A 21,469-nucleotide genomic window follows, 5' to 3' on the forward strand; every position below is an offset into this window, starting at 1 on the left:
CCTTGGATCTTAGCAATGTCACAGTAACGGTGAATGACATCTCTCTCGTGAACGGAGATGTTCTGTTAACTTCCATCACCCCGACATTCACCATGACGGTCGGTGGAAGCTCGGTGAACCTGTCGACTTCCGATTATACCATCACATTCTACCCAGGAGATTCAGCGTCTGGTACGCCGGTTTCTGACAAGATCTCTGCTGTAGGAACGTACTACGCATCGGTTACTGCAAGCGGAAGCAACACTGCCGGTACCAATGGTACGACTTTCAAGGCCACGGCTACATGTGCTATCGTATTCTCAGGTGACGCCTCGATCGATAAGATCGAAGATGTGACTGTGGGACAGGCAGTCACCATGCCATCGGCACCCGTGGTAGTAGGAAAGGTCTTCACAGGCTATTACATCAACGGGAACGAGATCGGAGCGCAGTACATCGTGAATGCGTCTGATGCTGTGGACGGTGTGATCACCATCGCAGCCATCTATGTCAGTGAGACCGGTCAGTACATCGATGTAGTCGCATCCGGTTACTATGATGACGACGAGGAGATGAAGAGCGTCCTCGACACTCTGGGCGTGAGTCACCTCGGAGTATCCGACAGGACCGCATTCGTCGTGTTCGACGCATACGGATTCACCGAAGGCGATTATCTCACCCTCGAGCTGAGCGGACTCGTTCTGAGATCCGATCTCTCCACGGCGGCGACGATCGTCAAGAGCATCCAGTACACCGCAGACGGCAGATACTGTATCAAGTGGAGCGATCTCAGCGATGACACCAAATGCTTCAAGGATGGAACGATGTTGACCATGAAGGTCTACAAGACCGTATCTTCTGGAACGATAACGGGAGACAGTACCCTCTTGGATACTGCATACGGATACTATCTGGTCCACTACTTCCTCAACTTCGTCGACGGAGTAGTGATATCCAATACGGAGATGGCGACCGCAGCACCCAACATCGACTTCTTGTATAACGGAAAGGTAGTATCGCTGCCTACTCTGCCCACCACCACCAAGGATGGAAAGACGTATTACTTCGTAGGATGGTCTCTGGAGCAGATCGGCAATATCATCATCGGTGCACAGTACACAGTTAACTCCGATGATGCCGATTCCGGAACCTGCAAGATCGTCATGTATGCTAACTGGACCGAGAAGAATGCAGACGTCTATACCGTTTCATTCGTTGATTCCAACGGGAACTCTCTCGGATCCAAGCTCGTATCCAAGGGCGATTCCGTCGCACTGCCGTTGGCTCCCGCCGTCGAAGGGAAGACATTTGCTTACTGGTATGATGAGAGTGATAGCAACCATACGAGTGTAGCGACCTATGGATACTACACACCTTCAGCCAACATAACCCTGAAGGCGTATTATGACGACAACGATCCCACGACCTGGACCTTGAACGCGACCAGCGATGACATCACAAAGGGTACGGTCTATGCGACCGGCACCGTCTCGAACGGCTCCTTCGGAACGATCATAGCAGTGCCCGGCGAAGGATACAAGGTAAGTACCTATTCTGCGCCGACCAATGCTGTAGTGGTGCCCATGGCCGATAATGTGTATCTGGTTTACCACACCGGAAGCGAAGCTGTAAGCGTTGTATTCACATTCGTCGCGATCCCGGATTCCGTTGATTACGAGATCTCCATAAGGAACTACACCGATACGTCCGGACAATACGGATTCAAGGTCAAGCTGGAATCCAACGATGGCGGATACATCGCCAAGACCAATGCCGGAACCAACCCGTCAGAGCTGTCCATAAAGTACGTGTACAGGCAGATAATCCCGAACACCAACTTCTGGACATACTACACCAGCGGTGTTTCTTCTGGTGTTGTTGATTGGACATTCGACATTACCCAAAGTGTTACATCGTATGAAGGGGCGCAGACCATCGAGGCTGGAAAGTACCTTTACACCGCATATGCCGTGTTCAAGTACTACAACGGAAGCGAGATCGAATACGCCATTTCGGAGACCATACTCGCAATAGACATTCCGGTATCGAGTTGAAGGGATCCTTATGGACTACAAACAAAGAATAACCCTCTTAATAACGGGGTTGATGGTCCTATCCATCTTCTCCCCCCCCGTGGGGGAGATACCCCAAACCGATGCATCCAATACCGGTTGGACGGTCACTGAGAAGAACGGGATGGATGTGTCCTATAATACGGGTGATAGCTATCTGGTGGTGTATCTGGATCAGAATCCCTTATCGACTCTCACGATCTATGTGGGATCCACCGGTCCGTATTATGGCCAGGGACAGAGTTTCGGAATCGGTCTGAGTGCTCCTCTGACTGCAGGCGAATCGTATCTCATCGTCGCAACAGCGTCAGGATACAGCGCCAGCTGTGTCCTGACAGGAGCGGTGACATACAGTGTGACTGTGAATCAACCCACTGTCGGTGGAACGATAACAGCGACACCGACTTCAGGATCATCAGGTACGACCGTGACCCTGGGGTATTCGCCTACAGATGGATACAGATTGGTTAATTATACAGTCAATGGCGTAACTCAAACGAGCAATACGTTCTCGTTAACTACAGATACGACCGTATCAGCGACATTCGAGGCCATTCCGGAATACACCGTGAACATCACGACCAGTGGATCCGGATCCGTAACTACCAACTCGGTCACTGTGAGGGAAGGGGCTGCGATCTCGACCAGCGGGAACGTCTTGACAGTCGGTTCCACCACTGTCACTGCGACCCCCGCCAGCGGATATAACTTCTCAGGATGGACGGGGGTATCGTCCTCAACCGTTACTCAGAACATGGATGTCGTAGCCACTTTCAACAGCTTGCCGACATACACCGTTACCATCTCGGCGGGCACAGGGGGTTCGGTGAGCTCCCAATCCGTAACGGTGGTATCGGGAACGAGCATATCAGCGAACGGTAACGTGCTTACCGTCGGAACGACCGATGTTACTGCAACGGCCGCGACGGATTACACCTTCTCCAACTGGAGCGGTGTGGGTTCGTCCACGGTCACGGCCAACATGTCCGTGCAGGCGAACTTCACATATTCGCCGCAGCCCGCGAGTTATACCGTGAACGTGAACGCATCACCCGCCATCGGTGGAAGCGTTACAGGGTCGGGGACCTACGCGGTGAATGCCTCGGCTACGCTGACGGCCACTCCTGCAAGCGGATACCAGTTCGTATCGTGGAATGATGGGAACACCTCTGCCACGCGCACAGTCACCGTTATCGGCAATGTGACGTACACGGCCACATTCCAGCAGATTACATCCAATTACACCATAACCTATTATGTGAACGGCACACAGGTCCATCAGGATACCTACGGGGCAGGGGACACCGTCACCGTGTACCAATACACAGCACCGTCGGGAACAACGTTCAGCGGCTGGGATGTCAGCATCCCTTCGGTCATGCCCGCCCATAATATCGTAGTCAACGGTACGACATCAGCCAATGTCTACAGTATCACGTACAATCTCTCCGGCGGGTCCTGGGCAACCGGGTACTCCGCTCCCACAGGTTACACTTCCGGTACCGGACTGACTTTGCCCACCGCAGGCAATCTGCAGCCCTATCAGAGGACCGGATACACAGTGTCATTCGGAGGATGGTACCTCAGTTCCGATCCGTCGAGGACGATCGTAACATCGATCCTCCCGTCAGAGACCGGGAACAAGAGCTACGTTGCTACATGGACAGAGATCATCGGCCAGTACCCGTACACGGTGAACTATGTGAGCACCGACGGCACCCAGCTGAGGGATCCGTATACGTCGACCGCCACATACGGCACGACGGTGACCCCGGAGATCCCCAGCATAACGGGATATACCTCGCCGTCATCCGTTCAGACCATAACCATAGGAGCCGCGAGCAACGTCGTTACCTACGTCTATGAGATCATCCATATTCCGATATCGATATATGTCACAGGCGAGGGCGATGTGTACGGACCTAACACCATCGACTACGGCCACAGCGCGACATACCGCATCATGGCAGAGGAGGACTACATCCTCTCGGAGGTCCTGGTCGACGGGCAATCATTAGGTAAGACCGCAATAATCGAACTGACCGATGTCGTGAGCACTCATAGCATCACCGTGCTCTTAGAGTACAAGCGCGGAGCCGTCACCGTGACGGATTCCGAGGGAAGCATCATCGAGTCCTATACAGACGATGTCCAGTCCACCGATGTGGATGTGGTCTCTAAGTTCAACACTGACGGCACATCGTCATCATCGGCTTCGGTATCCGACGATTCCGGAGCGACGGCGACCGTATCTGTCTCGAAGTCAAAGGACGGCACCTCTACCACGGAGACCATCGCGACATTCGTGGGCTCCAGCGGAGATACCGTTACCCTTGCGGAGATCAACGCCGCGAAGAACATGGCAGCAACGGCAGCCGAAGCGATCGATGCGGAGGCCAACGACAAGGTGCACATTGTCATAGATGCGACCACCGAGGAAGGGGATTCTGACGGCGCCACTGTCAACCTGGAGGGAATATCAGATGACAACACCATCACCATCACCCTCATAGGTGACGCCGGAACCATAACCTTCGACAACGAGGTCATCCAGACCACGGCGCAGACCGCGAGCACCATACAGATCGTGTTCGAAGTGGACGATACGGTCAACCAGAAGCAGATCGAGGCCGCGGACGGCAACACCATCTACGACATCTATGCTGTGGTTAACAACAACGTCATGACGACTTTCCAGGGAGAGGTCACCATATCCATCCCATGGGAGCTCCAGCCGGGAGAGAGCGGCAGCCAGGTGAAGATTTACTTCGTCAACCAGGACGGAAACGTCGAGCTGGTCGGAGGAGTATGGAGCGACGGATATGTATCCGCAACTCTGAAGCACTTTTCGAACTACTTCGCTGCATCGTCCTTCCAGGGATTGAAGACCGTCACTGTCTCAATTGAGGGAGAGGGCTCAGTCGAGCTCTCCACTGAGGCATGCTCCCCCGGTACCACAGTGACCCTGTATCCTACAATGAAGGACGGATACAAGGTTACCTGGCAGTCCTCGCAGGTGAAGGTCAGCAGTGACAACACCTTCGTTATGCCTGATTCGGATGTCTCCATAAAGGCGGTATTCGAGGAGGACAAGGGATCCGATTCCGGGTTCCCCTGGTGGATCATCGTATTGGTGATCATAGCGATAGCGGCTATCGCAGGCTATGTGTACTACAGTAGGAACAGATCCCGCTGACGATTACCTAAAAGAAGACAAAACGGGCCGTATGGCCCTTTACCTCCCACGCCCCCGATCCCCTAGGAACGGTGTGGGAGGGAATCATCAACGGCCAGCCATTGAACAAGAATCCCATGTTGATGGCCGGCCGGCTCATCAACGGCCGGATGCCTTCTGATACCAATCTGGTGTCCGACCGACCTCTTCGATTCGGTTCGGCATCCGGACTCGGGAACGGATCATCATGATAATTACGACATATGTGGCAGAACTCATCAACGAGATGTTAAGCAACGAGTCCATGATCAATGGTCACGACTACATCTTCAACACTATAGCAGAGGTCTCTGCTACATTCGTGGCGATAAGCGTTGCCATATTCGCGATCATGGCCACCAGACCCGGTCATGACATCGAGCTCCGTAAGTTCATCAAGTTCGATTTTGTCGCCTGTTCGATCTCCTCTATCATCACGCCATTGGCCTGTATGATTATCATCGATTCAATGAAGCATGTGTCCTGTTCCATGATCCTTCTCATGGAGATGGGATCCGCCTTCATCATGGTGCTATCGATCTGGAGGCTCATTAACAGAGTGTACTACTCAGGATTGCAGGTGGAGAGTCAGCAATTGGTCGGGGAAGTAACCCTGATCGACCCTCATTGCACAAACAGGTCTTCATTCCCCAATTATAACATCACCTCAGTATTGTCCAAGATGTATCCTGGCCCTTCCCAGCATCTCAGAGGGAGATATTACGACTACATTCCGCAGGATAATGTTCATTGGAGTAACCGTACGATTAAGAACAACGATTGGGAGTTCATGGTCTTCCTCAAAGCATTGTCTGAGGATGTTTTTAGCAAAGGACATAGTGGTGCGGAGGAGACCCTCAGCTTTGTCATCGACAGCGGCGAATTGAACATTGATGCACTCAATAAGGTCATGTTCGGTTACGGTGATGTCACCGGATACGATGATGAGGACCTTTCCAGGATCAGGAAGTACAGTAGGCAGATGAAGCCTAAGGTCCAGAGTCCCAAAGGAGTGTATCAGATATGCTCCGCCATTTACTCCAGATACGATGATGTATCTGCCATGGAGATGTGCATGACCCTGCTCACGGGATACATCAGGTATGCTGAGAAGCATCAGAGCCCATCCCTTATGAACCGTATAGTCGGGAGGAAGGACTACATCTCCGAAGGAGATTCATACGTGTACACCCTGATGGGCGACACGATCGAGGCGTACGGCACCATGTATGGGCTCAGATATAACGCGAACCATCTGTACAGCAAGGCCTACTCTCTCGATGTCGATAATTTACGTGCATCATCCAAGGTCGATCTGGAAGATAGCCGGATAGGTTCTCTCGGAAACGATTACGGAAAAATCCATGATAGGGCCCTGCTCCTCAAGGACATGTACAAGGTCCTCACCATTATCCTTATGATCACTTGTATCATGGATTTCATCGGACTGGGGGATGATGACCCATCATACGAGCATTATTCCGCCATCTATTCTATGTTCATAATGATCGGTCCGGTATGGATCCTCATGAATGTCTTGAAACTGACAAGACAATTGGGGTCTTCAATCAGATTGGTATCCACAGTTATCCTGGCGATATTAGGAACTTATTTTTTGGACCTATGCACAGGGTCATGCGACACAATTCTCAGGTTCGGTCCTTGGTTAATCCTGACGACTTTGATCATCATGGCATCCGCTTATCTGATCATTCTGGACGGTCACAGGGTGTCTGAGAGGATAACGTTGACGAGGAATAATCCCGAATCAAAATGGCATAGGCCTCTCTGGAATCATAAATCCATAATCATAGGTATGGTGGTCCTGTTGGCGGAAACAATGGCGCATTTCTTGCAGTTTTGAGGTCGGTTGATAGAAGCCTTAAGGCTTTCATTTGAGTATTCGACTAGTGCCCGAGCACCCACTCTATATTTAACCCAACCCGAGTTAAGACAGAGTTATCTTAAAAAACAAGGGTACGGAATGACTATACTCACCGATTGTCCTCGGCGATACTCACCATTTCCCGGACGATCTTAGCGACCTTTCTTCCTTTATCGGTCATGGTGACCACCTTGTTGTTGGTCCTGCCGGTGGCGTATATCTTCACAATCCCCATTTCTTCTAGGTCGTCTATCCTTTCCAGCATGCTGCTGGACCTTGCCACGTCATTGTAGATATCAGTCTTGATCACCGGTGCCATATTGTCCAGATAGAGTATCAGGGACAGCATATGCTTTCCTTCCAACTTCTGGATGGCCGTCCTTTCGGGTTTCTTCCTTCCGTAACGATCCGATACGAATTTCTTGACTTCTTCCGGCAGATCATCATAATCATGGGGCTCGCTGGCAACGCTCTCCCGTCCATCCAGTTTCTTCCCTATCGGGATGGACATCGTCTGAGCATCCGTACTCGGATTCGACAAAGTCGGCTCCTCCCCCCCCCCCGATGCGCTCATAAGGGGTTGTGAGAACGTGAACTGCTCGGATTTCACGTCAGTTATCGCTGAGAAGAATGAATCGCCTAACATTTCCAACGAATTCCGTTTGGTCTTGTCTTTATATAACCGATAACCAGAAACAATGTATGATGGTGCAATAATCAGTTCGACTGAAAAGTGAAATATTCCGAAAGGTTCAAATTTTCAGTATCAGCGAGGATCGACCAGACAGTGATCGATCTGAATAGGGGTGTCGATCCGAAATCTTCGGAAGATTCCTGTGCAATTGTTTTCATAGAATCAACGCATCCTTCGGTCCATGAAGGTCCATCCCGACTGCGTGCCCTGTCTGATGAAACGCATACTCTTCCAATCCAGACTCGTACCAGGATCTGACGAGAGGTCATCCGTGGAGAACGGTCTGAAGGTCTTCGCGGAGGGGTTCAGCTACGACAAGAAATCGGTCGATCTGGCGACAGAGGTTCACAGGGCATCCTATGCCGTTCTCGGGAAGGATCCATATCATGATCTGAAGGTCAGGGCGGATATCATCGCTGAGAAGTTTATGGGCATGGCGCAGGACTACGTCGATTCCTCGGACGACAAGCTCAGGGCATGCCTGATGGTGTCCGTGATTGGCAACATCATGGACTTCGGCTCCACTGGGGGGATAGACAATCCGGAGCAGTTCGAGCCCATCTTCCAGAAGCTCATCGACCAGGGACTCGGCAGGGACGACTCCGATAGGATCAGGGCAGTTCTGGACAAGCCTGGCACAATCGTTTACATGTTCGATAACTGCGGCGAATCGCAGTTGGATAAGATATTCATAAGGTACCTCCGCAGCCACGGAAAGAGGGTTGTCGGGATGGTACGCGGGGAACCCATACTCAACGACGTCACATACGATGACGCCATCCGCTCCGGATTGGACAGGGAGGTGGACCTCCTGCTCACGACGGGAACGTTCTACGTGGGCATCGACTGGAGGGACGTCCCGGACGATCTGATGAAGGAGATCGGGAACAGCGATCTGATAATCGCCAAGGGCATGGGGAACTACGAGTCTTTATCGGATGAGGCCCTACCCGTTCCCGTGGTCCATGTGATGCGCACCAAGTGCGCTCCGGTGGCGGAATCCATCGGCATGCCGCTGGACCAGAACGTTGTCTATGTGAGATGATAATATGAAGGTCAGACAGGCTATCGTGATGGTGGGTGGAATGGGAACGCGTCTCCGTCCCTTGACGGAGAACAGGCCGAAGCCCATGCTGTCGGTGGCCGACAGGCCTTGCATCTGGTATCTGCTCAGGTCTCTGGCCAGGGCGGGAGTGGAAGAGGTCATCCTCGCATGCGGATATAAGCCCGGCATGATGGAGGCTCTCGGCGACGGATCCGATCTCGGCATCAGGATAGTCTATTCCTATGAGGACACCCCGATGGGGACCGCCGGATCGATGAAGCTGGCCGAGGACAGGCTAGACGACGTCTTCATAGCCGCCTACGGCGACATCTTCGCCGATATAGACGTCTCCGAGGAGGTCAGGATCCATTTCGAAAACAAGGCGGACATCACAGTCGCTCTGACGGCGGTGGAGGATCCGACGCAGTTCGGTATCGCCAGGGTCGACGACACCGGCAGGATTCTGGAGTTCAAGGAGAAACCGAAACCCGAGGAGGTGTTCTCCAATCTGATCAACGCGGGGATCTACGTCATGAACAGGAGTGTCCTGGAGAAGGTTCCGAAGGACACCTTCTACGATGTCTCGAAGGAGCTGATCCCGGAGGTGATGGCCGAGGGACGCATACAGGCCTATCAGCTCAACGGCGTCTGGATGGATGTCGGACGCCCCCACGATCTATTGGAAGCGAATCTTTTGGTGGCCGAGCGGGAGTACCGTCTGAAGAGGTTCGATTCCGCCGTAGAATGCTGCACCAAGGGTAGCTTCTATCTTGGAGAGGGAGCGTTCATAGGCAATTCCAAGGCCAAAAGCACCGTGATATCCAAGGGATCGAAGGTCGAGGATTCGGATCTGGACAGGGTACTTCTGCTCGATGACTGCGAGGTCAGCGGCGCTACCATAGTCAATTCCATCCTCGGAGTGGGCTGCAGGGTAGGTAAGGGAGCGAAGATCTCCAATTGCGTCCTTGCCGACAGGACGGTCGTCGAAGAGGGCAGCAATCTGGAAGGCGACAGGATCGTCTGAATAGAAAGGTCCAAAAATTTTCGGTCCTGGAGTTTACGAGGATTGCTTTCTCTTCTTTTCCTCGATGACTTCCTGATAGAGCTTCTCAAGAGCATCCGCTGTGCCCTGTATCGAGTAGATCTCGGCGGTCCTTCTCGCACCCGCTTTCAGTTTGTCGATGTTCTCGAGTCCCTGATGGATGACCCTGACGCAATCCTCCTCAGTGGTCTCGAACAGATAACCGTTCTCGCCGTCTTTGATCACGTCGGTGAACGCACGGCCGTTGGCGCACAGCGCAGGTACCTCACAGGCCATGGCCTCCAGGGTGGTCAGTCCTTGGGTCTCGAACTTGGATGCGGTTATGAAGAGGTCCGCACACGAATAGTACGAGACCAGGTCGTCGTCGGGAACGAATCCGGCGAACACGACCTTGTCCGTCACCCCTTCGTCCGATGCGAGCTGTCTCCACTCGTCACCGGCCGGACCTTTGCCGCAAATCAGAAGGACGATGTCATCGTCAAGGTGCTTCATGGAACTGATCAGAAGGTCGACCTTCTTCTCGAAGGACAGTCTGCCGACCGTTATGAGGACCTTCTTCCCCACTAGACCGTGGCGTGCCCTTATCTCGTCACCCTTATCGTTCTTCACGAATCTGTCGATGTCGACTCCGACAGGGATGATCTCCATCCTCTTGGGCTTCACGCCCATATCCAGCAATTCTCTCGCAATGGAAGGCGTCGGGACGACCAGTGCGTTGGGCCTCTTAAGCTCCTGGCGGAGATAGATCTGGACCAACTTGTTCAGGAAGTCAGGCGGGAGCTTGATGGGAGAATACTGATAGGCGACCTCGTTCACCATGGTGACGAATGTCTGGACGGTGGGAATTCCGGAGAAGTGCGACGTGACCAGCCCTTTTACGGTCATGACGGTGCATCCGTGAAGGTGGATGATGTCGGGATTCCATTCCTCGACTTCCTTGAGCTCGTTGTGCCTGAACGTAGGCAAGAAGTATCCCTCGTATGACTTGAACGGTTTCGACGGGACGTAGATGATGCCTTCCTCGCGGTCCTTCTCTCCCGGGTCGGGCGCAACGATGATGACCTCGTGACCCATGCGGTCCAGGCACTCCTTCGTTGTGAGCACCTGTGTGGCCACCCCGTCCCTGGTGGGGAAGTAGCTGTCCGTGACTATGGCGACCCTCATTCCTCGACCTCCTGACCGTCGATCCCCATCTTCTTCTTGCGGAGGAAGGCGACCGCGGCACTGATCACGATCATCGCTATGATCGCGACCAGCATGATAGTCCTGGACGTTCCGCCGTCGAAGAATGCCGTTGCGGTCTGTCCGAACAGCATTATAAGGCCGTACTTGAACACGTACCCGGTCGCTAGCCAAAAAATGCATTTGCGCACATCCCATCTCTTCCTCATGGCCGCCATAACCGCACCGGTGAACGGGACCATGGGAGCAACTCTGTTGATCAGCATGACCTTCTCGTCACTGACTATCAGGAAGTTGATGTACTTCTTCAGGGCCTTGTCCACCCTCTTCGGGAGACCGGTCCTCTTCACGACGTTGTACAGGAAGAACACTCCCACCATCTCTCCGAGGAAACCAACAGCAAGGACGGTGAGACCGAATTCCCACGATGTGTTGGCGCCTATGGCGAGTATGAAGAAGAGTTCCGGAAGTGTCGGCACCAGAAGGGCATCCAGAAGGAACAGTAAGAATATGCAGATCAGAATGCCCTGATCCCCCAGCCCCGCGAAGAGGTCGAAAAGGAAGTCCCCGATACCCATCTTATCTTGGCCTTGGGATTCTTTTTGATGTATATAAGGAGGAGTCAACGCCTCGCGGCAATGTATCTGGCCGATCTGGTGCTCCCTTCCTTGCGGATGACCCCCCGGTCGCATAGGTCCCTGAGGGTCCTTTCGACCGATGTCTCCGATATGTCGGGGAACATGGAGAGTATGTCCTGTTTGGACACGTGGACGGGACAGATGCTCAGGAAGGATTCGAGGGCATCCGTCTTTTTGGACCTCCCTATCTCGGTCCCAAATGACAGGTTGAGGTCCCTGTAGCACAGGAAGAGCTGCGATATGAAATAGGATATGAACGGGGTGTAATCGCTTCCGCCGTCGAACCAACCAGGATACCCATATTCCAGGGCCCTGTAGTAATCGCTTTTGCTTGCGTTTATCTTGGATTCTATGGAGACGTATCTGCATACATCGTATCCCTCCTGATAGAGGAGAAGCACCGTCAGCAGTCTGGACATACGGCCGTTGCCGTCCAGGAACGGATGTATCCTCAGGAAATCCATGATGAAGCACGGTATGAGCAGCAGCTTGTTTATGTCAAGGTCGTTCCTGGCCTCCCAGAAGGCCGATAGCATCTGGTCGATGCAGTATTCGGTATCCTGGAACGGAACGGTCTCGTAGACGGCGGAGACCGATCCGTCCGGATCCCTGTCCACGATCACATTGTCCCTCGATTTGAATCCGGGTTCGGACATCTCCTTGTAGGACATCAGTATCCCGTACAGACCGAGGATGCTCTCCTTGTCCAGTTTTATGCGGTCGTGGGAACGGTGGATGTACCTGAGGGCATCGCGGTATCCCGCTATCTCCTGCTCGTCATGTCCCTTAGGGACGGTTCTCTCGGAGATGAGTCCTACTGCCCTCTCCTCGCTGGTCCTGATCCCCTCGATCTCATTGGAATCGATAACTGACATGATCACGGCACGGTTCTCCAGGGCCTGTAGCACATAGGTCTGTTGATCGTGGTGTTCCGCAGTGTCCCTGATGCGCTCTATGTTCCCTATCCTGTTCAGGAGGTCCGCATCGACTTTGGAGGATTTGAGGAAATCATAGTTGAAAACGTGCATCAACTATCAATTATTGAAATAATATATAATATTTATTATTAATTTGCATCAAATTTATTTGAAATTGATGCAAATTATCGGATCCGCCCAAGGATGGGCGGATCATCTCCTCTGGAATTTCTCGACGGTGTCGATGAGGAATCTTTCGTATCCGTCGATGTGGTTGGACCAGTCGTAGTACTCCGCCTGTTTCCTGGCCCTCTCTCCCATGTCCTTCCTGAGCTGATCGTCGGCGAGTAGTCTGTTGATGGCATCCGCCAGACCCTTCGGGTCGGCCGGATCCACTAAGATTCCCCCGTCTCCGACCGTCTCCGGAAGTCCGTTGACGTTCGTGCATACGATCGGTTTCTTCTGCGACATTATCTCGACGGCCACCAGGCCGAACGCCTCGTACAGGGAAGGCATGACCAGCATCTTGCATGTGCCCATGAGCCTGTTCTTCTCTTCCTCTGATACGAACCCGACGAATTCGATCTTATCTTCCAGGCCCTCTCTCCTGATCTGCTTCTTGATGTTCTTCTCCTCCGGACCCTTTCCGCAGATCTTCAGCTTGCAGTCCACATCCTTCATGGCCTCTATGAGGTACTTGATGCCCTTGACCTTGACCAGGCGTCCCAAGGAGAGTATGAAGTCCTCTTCCTCACCCATGTACCTGTATTCAGGAACGTGACCGCAGGTGGGGATCGTGAACAGCTTGTCCTCCGGCGCTCCCCTCCTTATGAGGTCCTGGCGGATGTTCTCGCTGACCGTGACGATCCTGTCGAACCCCAGCATGGTCTTCCAGAACATGTTGTCGTTCACTGCGGAGATCCTCTTCACCATGCCCGTCCCCTCATGCCATGTGTTGTGGACGGTGTGAATCTTCACTCCCTTGTACTTTCCAAGCGCCTTGTTGTAGGACGGAGCCCAGCGGTAGTTGTAGTTCACGATGTCGGCATCCAGGGAATCCAATGCCTCCAGAATGCCGTGGGACCATGTGTATGGAGGGTTGTACAGGTTGATGTATCCGGATTTGAGGCGGATGATGTTGTAACCTTCAGGGGTCCTCTCCTCCGCTTCCGTTCCCGGAAGCTGTCCGGTCAGGACGGTGACGTCATGTCCCTTCTGGGCCAAAAGAGCGGATGTCTGGTGCATGCGGTTCTCTATTCCCCCGCCGTAGGGGTAGAAGAATGGGTTGACGTCTACTATCTTCATGATCGTTCCGGACCTGTTGTTCCGATGGAGTGCTTAATCCGATAAAAACCTTTGAGGGAGGCTGAACCCTGCTTTCATGTAGGAAATATTAAAGGAATTGAACACATCGGCAACTCTAATACACCGCCCCGTTAGTGTACAGGGGCAGGGGATGCGAAATGCCGATAGCACCGTCAAAGTTCCTGCCGGAGCATATTCTGGAATCACTCGAGCACGAGATACCTGAGCAGAAGCCAGCGAATACCATATGCCTCTACAACTTCGAGGCATCCAACGTCGCTGCTGACACGGTATCCAGCTATGTATTCGCCAATTCCGACGTCCAGGTGCACACCATAGTGGACAGGATCGTTCCCTCATGGGTCAACGATTCCACCGACGTCATAATCATGTCCTATTCCGGCGAAAGCCAGGAGGTGGATGAGGTGTACAAGGGAGCGAAGCTGAACAGGGCGAGGATCCACTGCGTGACATCCGGAGGAAGGCTGAAGGAGCTCTGCGAGGAAGGGAAGGACGATCTTATCCTGATCCCGGGAGGGCTCTCCAACGCAGAGGCCACAGGATACGAGATCGGAGCTTTGATCAATCTCTACGAGTCCTTCGGAATCAAGGGCGTCAGGGACGCGATGAAGGAAGCGCTTCCGAGGATAATCGAGTTCAGGGACTCCGTCTGGGGTTCGGACGAGGCCAAGTACATCGCATCCCGTATCAAGAATAAGATTCCAGTCATCTACTGCATCGGAGAGCTTCGTGCGGTTCACAAGAGATGGAAGATGCTCGTCAACCAGGTGCTGGGCAGGCTGGCCTTCTCCGGGGAGCTTCCGGAGTTCGACCATAACGAGATCGTCAGCTGGACAGAGGACGACGACAACAAATCGTTCATAATCCTGATGTTCAGGACGGAGACCGACTCCCCGCTCCTGGACCATATAGTCACCACGGTCACCACCCTGCTTCCGGAATACGGATTGAACATGATCACCGTAGATCTCAGCGGAAAGCTGATGGAAAGGGGAATCCGCGGAATCATCCTGGCAGATGCCGTCATAGCATGCATGAAGGGAGGTGCCTGAGATGGTGACCGCAAGGGACAAGCTGCATGAGTTCCTGGACGACCTCAAGAGCACCATCGACACCAACATCGATCTCGGAGGCGCCGAGATCAAAGACGTATTCATGGGAGGAATGGGAGGCTCCGCCATAGCGGCCAATTTCGTGGCCAGCTGCTGTGCCCAGTACATGGATATCCCGATAAGCGTCAACAGGTCCCCGATAGTCCCGCACTGGGTAGGCAGGAACACTCTGGCGATCATCTCGTCCTACTCCGGCAACACGGAGGAGACGCTTGAGATGTACGCCAAGGCGAAGTTTGTCGGGGCGTGCATCGTCGTCATCACTGCCGGCGGAAAGATGGAGGGCATGGCCAAGGATGACGGATATCCGATCCTGAAGGTCCCCACCGGATTCGAACCCAGGTACTCCGCAGGATATATGATAGGATACATCGCAGCCCTGCTGTCCAAGATAGGCTATCCACAGTTCAAGGACAGGCTCATGGACTGCATGCCGTCGCTGGAGAACTACAGGAACTATCTGGAGGCACCAGGTTCCCTGGCGCATCTGCTGGCGCAGAAGTACAGCGATTGCGTTCCTGTGCTCTGCACCGAGAACAAGTTCAAACCTGTCTCTCTCAGGTGGAGAGCAGCGTTCAACGAGAACGCCAAGACCATCTGTTTCGAGACTTCGCTGTCGGAGTTCAACAGCTTCGAGACCACTCCCTGGGCGTCCTACAAGGGCAAGAGGATGAGATTGATCGTCCTTACCGGAGAGGATGATCTGGTGGACGGAGGTCTGGTCAAGACCGCTGTCCAGAACATCGAGTCTCTTGGATTCCCATTCGATCTGGTAGCCGTCGGAGGCACATCGCACGAGGAGAGGATGTTCCGTGCGCTCATCCTCGGGGATTACGTCACGGTCTACATTGCAGAGGCAGCGGGAATCGATCCCGAGATCACCACAGTCATCAGCGAGCTGAAGAGAAGGATCCGCGCCAAGAAGTTCTGAGGTGTCATTATGAAGATGTTCGGCACAAACGGTATCCGCGGAGTAGCGAACGAGTATCTGGATTGCGGGCTGTCCACCAAGGTGGGCATGGCCATTGCGTATGTGCTGGGCCCCGGGCCCATCGCCATTGCCATGGATACAAGGATATCGTCTCCGATGATCGCATCATGCGTTTCGGCCGGACTGATGTCAATGGGAGTGGACGTCATCGATCTGGGCATGGTCCCCACGCCCGCCCTCCAATATTACGTTAAGACGCACGACAAGGTCACTGCAGGCGTGATGATAACCGCTTCCCACAACCCTCCCGAGTTCAACGGAATCAAATGCGTTGCGGGGGATGGTACGGAGTGCACCCATGAGCAGGAATCGGCCATAGAGGATGCCTATGAGAAGGATCTCAAAGCGGTTTCCTGGAAGGATATCGGACAGATGTCCAGGGTCGAGGATGCTGGGGAGAGATACGTTGATTCGATAGTTTCCAAGGTCGATGTGGAGGCCATCAAAAGATCCAATATCAAAGTGGTGCTGGACTGCGCCAACGGCGCATCAGTCCACACATCTCCGTTGCTGCTGGAGAAGCTCGGTGTTTCAGGAGTGGTCCTGAACAGCGAGCCTGACGGTATGTTCCCCGGCCACTACAGCGAACCGGTCGAGGAGAACCTATCCGAGCTGAAGGAGACCGTCGTTGAGATAGGAGCGGACCTCGGAATCGCCCATGACGGCGATGCGGACCGCTGCGTATTCGTCTCCAACACAGGGAAGTACCTTCCCGGAGATATCGGACTGGCGATCCTGGCGATCCTGTGCATGAGGAACAATCCTTCCAAGAAACAGCTGGCGTCTACGGTGGCGTTGTCCAGTATGGTTGAGGATGCCGTAGCGGCCGAAGGCGGTGAGACCATCCGCACAGCAGTGGGTTCACCCATAGTGGCGAGGAAGATGATCGAGACCGGCGCTCCCATAGGCGGGGAGGACAACGGTGGTATTATTTTCGCCGACCATCAGTTCTGCAGGGACGGTGCCATGGCAGCTGCCAGGATGATCGAGTTCATCGCGAAGAACGGTCCACTTCAGGATCAGGTGGACAAGCTCCCTGTGTATCACACCATTAAATCGGCTGCCTACTGTCCCGATGACAAGAAGGAGTACCTCGTATCGGAGATGGTCAAGAACCATTCCTCGGAGAAGCTGGACAGGACAGACGGTCTGAAGATCATCTATGATGACGGATGGGTGCTGCTGCGCCCTTCGGGGACCGAGCCGAAGTTCAGGATCTATTCCGAATCCAAGGATCCCGCTATCGCCAAATCCAGGTCCGAGCAGTTCGTGAAAGAGGTCGCCGACATTCTCTCGCAGTGATCCCCGTCTATCCATAATCGTTTATACCCGCGCGAACGTGCAAGGTTCAGTAACCAAGCTGCGCTGTGCGCGGCATCACATTCCAAAAAGGTGTTCAAATGGACAAGGGAAAGAAGATTTGGCTTGACGGCAACATCGTCAACTGGGAGGACGCGAAGGTCCATGTCCTCTGCCATGCGCTCAACTATGGAACAGGTATCTTCGAGGGTATCAGGGTCTACGAGACCCCCAAGGGACCCGCTGTCTACAGGCTCAAGGATCACGTCAAGAGACTGATGGACGGATGCAAGATCATGGGAATCGAACCCAAGGTCAACGGCAAGCTCATGACCATGGACGACATCATCGAGGCCCACAAGGAGATCATCAGGGAGAACGCAAAGCTCGGATTCACCACCGACTACATCAAGCCCACCGTGTTCCTCTCAGGAGAGGAGGTCGGACTCAACCCTACGAAGGTCCCTTCCTCGCTGTCCATCTGCTGCGTCCACATGGGATCCTACCTCGGTGAGGATGCCAATGCCGGAGCCAAGCTGATCACCTCATCCTGGCACAGGCCCGATAACCTCTGCTCGCCTGCAGGTGCGAAGGTCAACGGAACCTACGTCACATCCACCCTCGCAAAGAGGGAGGCCGTCCGTCAGGGAGCCGATGAGGCAGTGATGCTCAACTCCTGCGGACACGTCGCGGAGTGCACCGGAGAGAACATCTTCATCTACCGCAAGGGAGTCATCTACACACCTTCCATCTCCGAGAGCATCCTCGAGGGAATCACAAGGGATTCCATCATCAAGGTCGCCAGGGACATGGGCTACACCGTTGTCGAGAAGGAGATCTCCAGGTCCGAGCTCATATCAGCTGATGAGGTCTGGATGACCGGAACCGCTGCCGAGATCGGACCCGTCACAATGATCGACGGAAGGGTCATCGGAGACGGAAAGATCGGCAAGGTCGCCACAGATATCCACAAGAAGTTCATCGAGATCACTACCGGAAAGGATCCCAAGTACGATGCGTGGCTCGACTACGTGAACTGATCCAAAACAATTCAGCCCCCGCAAGGGGGTTTCATCGCACTCACCCTTTTATATGATAATAAGATAGCAGGGATGCTCTTACAGAGCCGATGAATAATGATGGCGCCTTTGTGCGCCGGAAAGAGGTAATTGAAATGTCTGTATTTGTTAAATTCGAGACCCCTAAGGAGGTCTCCGACAAGGCATACGCTCTCGCTGAGGCAGCTCGCGACGGCGGTAAGATCAAGAAGGGAACAAACGAGGTCACAAAGGCCGTCGAGCGCGGAAACGCAGCAATGGTCATCATGGCCGTCGACGTCGAGCCCCCAGAGATCCTGGCCCACATGCCCGCTCTCTGTGACGAGAGGAACGTTCCCTACGTGTACGTCCCCAGCAAGGTCGAGCTTGGAGCCGCTATCGGACTCAACAAGCCCGCAGCATCCGTCGCCATCATGGACGTCGGAAAGGGAAAAGCACTCTGTGATGAGATCGCTCAGGCAACCGCAGCCCTCAAGAACTGAGGTGAGCTGAATGGTCGACACTGACAGCATCCCTTCTGAAGTCGTTGAGATCATCGGAAGGACCGGAATGACCGGTGAGGCAACTCAGGTCAAGGTACGTGTCCTCGATGGCCGCGACAAGGGAAGGATCATTACAAGGAACATCATGGGTCCTGTCAGAATGGGTGACATCCTCATGCTGAGGGAGACATCCAGAGAAGCCAGGAAACTGGGCATGAGGTGATTTCGATGGTAGACACATCCAAGAGATGCTCGTTCTGCGGAGCACCCATCGAGCCCGGAACCGGCAAGATGTTCGTCAAGAAGGACGGAACCATCCTCCTCTTCGACACCAACAAGTGCTACAAGAACATGATCGAGCTGAAGAGGGTCGCTCGTACCACCGAGTGGACCGAGAAGGCAGCCAAAGAGAAGGCAGCCAGGCTCAAGGCAGCAGAGAAGAAGGAGTGAGTTCCATGGCTATGGAGCAGACTTACCTGATGGTCAAGCCCGACGGAGTCCAGCGCGGACTCTGCGGCGAGATCCTCTCGCGCTTCGAGAAGAAGGGACTGAAGATCGTCGGTCTCAAGTTCATGGTGATCTCCAAGGAGATCGCCGAGAACCACTACGGCGAGCACAAGGGAAAGCCCTTCTTCCCCTCACTCATCAGCTACATAACCTCCGGCCCCGTCATGGCGATGGTGCTCGAGGGAGAGGATGCAGTCCAGATCTGCAGGAACATGATGGGAAAGACCAAGCCCATCGAGTCCGCTCCTGGAACCATCCGCGGCGACTACGCAATGGTCACCGGCTGCAACATCATCCACGGATCGGACTCCGTCGAGTCCGCCAAGAGGGAGATCTCCATCTTCTTCAAGCCCGAGGAGCTTGTCACATACGACAGGACCGCGGACAAGTGGATCTACGAGTGAGTTCTCGATAGTACAGTGAAACTTCAATACGGCCCGGCCGTTCGGTCGGGCCATCATCTTCTATCATCGTCATCCTAGCAGATCTGGACATATCGATTAATGAATTTACTACGAAAAATGAAGTAAAATTATTTTACTAACAAATCGAAAGTAAAATTATATATTCTGATCCCGATGAAGAAATGCAATGAAAGGATTCGTCGGACGTGTCAGAGAGCTCGAATATCTGGAAACGATATGGTCCAAGGAGCGTTACAAAACCTGTGCGATCTTCGGCCGCAGGCGCATAGGCAAGACGAGCCTGATCAATCAGTTTATCCAAGATAAGGACAGTATCGTGTTCGATATGGTCAAGGGTTCCGAAAGGGAGAATGTCCTGAGGATGATGCGCATCCTGGGGGAATCTCTCTCGACAGATTCGGATGCGTCCCTGTTTGATGTCTTCCAGGTATTGAAGAGGATATGTTCCGAGAGGGATACGGTAATAGTAATCGATGAGATGCCTTACCTCACTGGAAGGAATCCAGGCGCAGCATCGGAAATACAGCATTTCGTGGATTGGATGGTCGATAACTCGGGGTCCATGATGATCGTATGCGGCTCATCCGTATCGATGATGTTGGAAGAATTGAACGACCGTAAGGATCCGCTATACGGCAGATTCCATCATAGGGTGGATCTCGGTCCTCTGACAATAGAGGAGACCAGGCAGTTCCACCCGGGATTGTCCGACCAGGATATCCTGAGGACGTATCTGATTCTGGGAGGCATCCCGTTGTTCCATGCCGGGGCGGGAGACCGCAGCTATCGGGCCATAGTCGAGGATTATCTGCTGGATCCGAACGGTATCTTCAATAACGATTCGGTCGAAATCGTCGTCAGTGAGCTGAAATCCCTATCCTCGGATGCGATGTCCGTCTTAGAAGCCATATCGTCCGGTCACTCCAGGTTCGGGGAAATCGTCTCAAGGACGGGTCTTCCGGATCCGGTGGTCAACAAGTGTCTGACAGGTCTATCGGGTATGCGCCTGATCGACACCCTCCATCCAATGGCCGGGGCTCCGAAGCATCCCCGTTACATCATAACCGATGGTCCGACTTCATTCCATTTCTCCGTCATCAGGAACAATCCGAACTCGGTGAGAGTGACCGAGGGCAGGTATGATGCGCTGTCGCAGCAGATCACCACGTTCCTGGGAAAACAGTTCGAGATATTCTGCAGGGACGAGATATCGATAAGGTATCCGTGTGTGGAGATCGGCAGCTGGTGGGGGGCCGTGCCTGTCAGGGATGAGGAAGGGAATCCGATACACGATGACAGGGGAAAGGTCGTCACAGAGGATGAGGATATAGACATGGTTGCCACATTGCGCAGCGGCAACAACCGCATCGATATGTTCGCGGAATGCAAGTTCACCAAGAACAAGGTGTCATTCACGACATTGAACAAACTCCAGAGGAGGGTATCATCTCTGAAGGGGGGATACAATGCAAGGTTGGCGATCGTGTCGGGATCAGGATTCGAGGACGATCTGATCGAATATGCGGAGGATGCAGGCGTGATACTGATAGGCCCCGAGAATATCGTCGGTAAGGAACCGTATCCGCAGATAATCTGAGGAC

General features: G+C 53.5%; 19 protein-coding genes. 14 read left to right on the forward strand and 5 right to left on the reverse strand.

The annotated features are described in order from the left end of the window. Positions 1-2 precede the first annotated feature (2 nt). The 3 genes from PED39_03060 to PED39_03070 all read left to right on the forward strand — a co-directional run bounded on the left by PED39_03060 (position 3) and on the right by PED39_03070 (position 7,129). Positions 3-2,033, forward strand: a complete 2,031-nt coding sequence (locus tag PED39_03060; GenBank protein ID WII08195.1) for an InlB B-repeat-containing protein — start codon at positions 3-5, stop codon at positions 2,031-2,033. Positions 2,034-2,211: 178 nt separating this feature from the next. Beyond that, positions 2,212-5,247, forward strand: a complete 3,036-nt coding sequence (locus tag PED39_03065) for a hypothetical protein (protein WII08196.1) — start codon at positions 2,212-2,214, stop codon at positions 5,245-5,247. Between the two features lie 226 nt (positions 5,248-5,473). Next, positions 5,474-7,129 (forward strand): hypothetical protein, encoded by a 1,656-nt coding sequence (locus tag PED39_03070; protein ID WII08197.1) that lies wholly within the window; start codon positions 5,474-5,476, stop codon positions 7,127-7,129. Positions 7,130-7,259: 130 nt separating this feature from the next. On the opposite strand, the gene PED39_03075 is transcribed toward PED39_03070, so the two are convergent. Then, on the reverse strand, positions 7,260-7,691 hold the full coding sequence (locus tag PED39_03075; protein WII08198.1) for a hypothetical protein: 432 nt from the start codon (positions 7,689-7,691) through the stop codon (positions 7,260-7,262). Positions 7,692-8,025: 334 nt separating this feature from the next. Between PED39_03075 and PED39_03080 the strand changes: the two genes are divergently transcribed. After that, positions 8,026-8,889 (forward strand): ARMT1-like domain-containing protein, encoded by an 864-nt coding sequence (locus tag PED39_03080; GenBank protein ID WII08199.1) that lies wholly within the window; start codon positions 8,026-8,028, stop codon positions 8,887-8,889. Positions 8,890-8,893: 4 nt separating this feature from the next. Then, positions 8,894-9,913, forward strand: coding sequence for an NDP-sugar synthase (locus tag PED39_03085; protein WII08200.1), 1,020 nt, complete (start codon positions 8,894-8,896; stop codon positions 9,911-9,913). A 33-nt stretch (positions 9,914-9,946) separates the two neighbouring features. Here the strand turns inward: PED39_03085 and PED39_03090 are convergent, their stop codons facing one another. From PED39_03090 to PED39_03105, 4 genes are all read right to left on the reverse strand, one after another. After that, the gene (locus PED39_03090) at positions 9,947-11,095 is read right to left on the reverse strand and encodes a glycosyltransferase (GenBank protein ID WII08201.1); all 1,149 of its coding nucleotides are present in this window, start codon (positions 11,093-11,095) and stop codon (positions 9,947-9,949) included. Continuing rightward, a complete protein-coding gene (locus tag PED39_03095; protein ID WII08202.1) occupies positions 11,092-11,691 on the reverse strand; it encodes a hypothetical protein in 600 nt (199 codons plus the stop codon). Before PED39_03095 ends, PED39_03090 begins: the two co-directional genes overlap by 4 nt. A gap of 44 nt (positions 11,692-11,735) precedes the next feature. Further along, positions 11,736-12,779, reverse strand: coding sequence for a Fic family protein (locus PED39_03100; GenBank protein WII08203.1), 1,044 nt, complete (start codon positions 12,777-12,779; stop codon positions 11,736-11,738). A gap of 102 nt (positions 12,780-12,881) precedes the next feature. Further along, entirely contained in the window at positions 12,882-13,973 is a 1,092-nt protein-coding gene (locus tag PED39_03105) for a glycosyltransferase family 4 protein (GenBank protein ID WII08204.1), read from the reverse strand. Positions 13,974-14,131: 158 nt separating this feature from the next. Here PED39_03105 and PED39_03110 point away from each other — a divergent pair, with 158 nt between their 5' ends. From PED39_03110 to PED39_03150, 9 genes are all read left to right on the forward strand, one after another. Further along, positions 14,132-15,046, forward strand: coding sequence for a hypothetical protein (locus PED39_03110; GenBank protein ID WII08205.1), 915 nt, complete (start codon positions 14,132-14,134; stop codon positions 15,044-15,046). 1 nt (position 15,047) lies between these two features. Further along, on the forward strand, positions 15,048-16,037 hold the full coding sequence (locus PED39_03115) for a hypothetical protein (protein ID WII08206.1): 990 nt from the start codon (positions 15,048-15,050) through the stop codon (positions 16,035-16,037). 9 nt (positions 16,038-16,046) lie between these two features. After that, on the forward strand, positions 16,047-17,399 hold the full coding sequence (gene glmM, locus PED39_03120) for a phosphoglucosamine mutase (protein ID WII08207.1): 1,353 nt from the start codon (positions 16,047-16,049) through the stop codon (positions 17,397-17,399). A gap of 98 nt (positions 17,400-17,497) precedes the next feature. Then, entirely contained in the window at positions 17,498-18,436 is a 939-nt protein-coding gene (locus PED39_03125; protein ID WII08208.1) for a branched-chain amino acid transaminase, read from the forward strand. A 134-nt stretch (positions 18,437-18,570) separates the two neighbouring features. Then, the gene (gene rpl7ae, locus PED39_03130) at positions 18,571-18,936 is read left to right on the forward strand and encodes a 50S ribosomal protein L7Ae (GenBank protein WII08209.1); all 366 of its coding nucleotides are present in this window, start codon (positions 18,571-18,573) and stop codon (positions 18,934-18,936) included. Between the two features lie 10 nt (positions 18,937-18,946). Continuing rightward, entirely contained in the window at positions 18,947-19,159 is a 213-nt protein-coding gene (locus PED39_03135; protein WII08210.1) for a 30S ribosomal protein S28e, read from the forward strand. A 5-nt stretch (positions 19,160-19,164) separates the two neighbouring features. After that, complete coding sequence (locus PED39_03140) at positions 19,165-19,386, forward strand: 50S ribosomal protein L24e (GenBank protein ID WII08211.1); 222 nt, start codon at positions 19,165-19,167, stop codon at positions 19,384-19,386. 5 nt (positions 19,387-19,391) lie between these two features. Beyond that, positions 19,392-19,847, forward strand: a complete 456-nt coding sequence (gene ndk, locus PED39_03145; protein WII08212.1) for a nucleoside-diphosphate kinase — start codon at positions 19,392-19,394, stop codon at positions 19,845-19,847. A gap of 187 nt (positions 19,848-20,034) precedes the next feature. Further along, complete coding sequence (locus tag PED39_03150) at positions 20,035-21,465, forward strand: ATP-binding protein (GenBank protein ID WII08213.1); 1,431 nt, start codon at positions 20,035-20,037, stop codon at positions 21,463-21,465. Positions 21,466-21,469: the final 4 nt, after the last annotated feature.

This window comes from Methanomassiliicoccales archaeon LGM-RCC1 (assembly GCA_030168575.1).
Classification (GTDB): Archaea; Thermoplasmatota; Thermoplasmata; order Methanomassiliicoccales; family Methanomethylophilaceae; genus Methanoprimaticola.

Coding starts and splice junctions, on each gene's coding strand:
- PED39_03070 (WII08197.1), top strand. CDS start 5,474: ATGATAATTACGACATATGTGGCAGAACTCATCAACGAGATGTTAAGC.
- PED39_03080 (WII08199.1), top strand. CDS start 8,026: ATGAAGGTCCATCCCGACTGCGTGCCCTGTCTGATGAAACGCATACTC.
- PED39_03085 (WII08200.1), top strand. CDS start 8,894: ATGAAGGTCAGACAGGCTATCGTGATGGTGGGTGGAATGGGAACGCGT.
- PED39_03090 (WII08201.1), bottom strand. CDS start 11,095: ATGAGGGTCGCCATAGTCACGGACAGCTACTTCCCCACCAGGGACGGG.
- PED39_03095 (WII08202.1), bottom strand. CDS start 11,691: ATGGGTATCGGGGACTTCCTTTTCGACCTCTTCGCGGGGCTGGGGGAT.
- PED39_03100 (WII08203.1), bottom strand. CDS start 12,779: ATGCACGTTTTCAACTATGATTTCCTCAAATCCTCCAAAGTCGATGCG.
- PED39_03105 (WII08204.1), bottom strand. CDS start 13,973: ATGAAGATAGTAGACGTCAACCCATTCTTCTACCCCTACGGCGGGGGA.
- PED39_03110 (WII08205.1), top strand. CDS start 14,132: ATGCCGATAGCACCGTCAAAGTTCCTGCCGGAGCATATTCTGGAATCA.
- PED39_03115 (WII08206.1), top strand. CDS start 15,048: ATGGTGACCGCAAGGGACAAGCTGCATGAGTTCCTGGACGACCTCAAG.
- glmM (WII08207.1), top strand. CDS start 16,047: ATGAAGATGTTCGGCACAAACGGTATCCGCGGAGTAGCGAACGAGTAT.
- PED39_03125 (WII08208.1), top strand. CDS start 17,498: ATGGACAAGGGAAAGAAGATTTGGCTTGACGGCAACATCGTCAACTGG.
- rpl7ae (WII08209.1), top strand. CDS start 18,571: ATGTCTGTATTTGTTAAATTCGAGACCCCTAAGGAGGTCTCCGACAAG.
- PED39_03135 (WII08210.1), top strand. CDS start 18,947: ATGGTCGACACTGACAGCATCCCTTCTGAAGTCGTTGAGATCATCGGA.
- PED39_03140 (WII08211.1), top strand. CDS start 19,165: ATGGTAGACACATCCAAGAGATGCTCGTTCTGCGGAGCACCCATCGAG.
- ndk (WII08212.1), top strand. CDS start 19,392: ATGGCTATGGAGCAGACTTACCTGATGGTCAAGCCCGACGGAGTCCAG.
- PED39_03150 (WII08213.1), top strand. CDS start 20,035: ATGAAAGGATTCGTCGGACGTGTCAGAGAGCTCGAATATCTGGAAACG.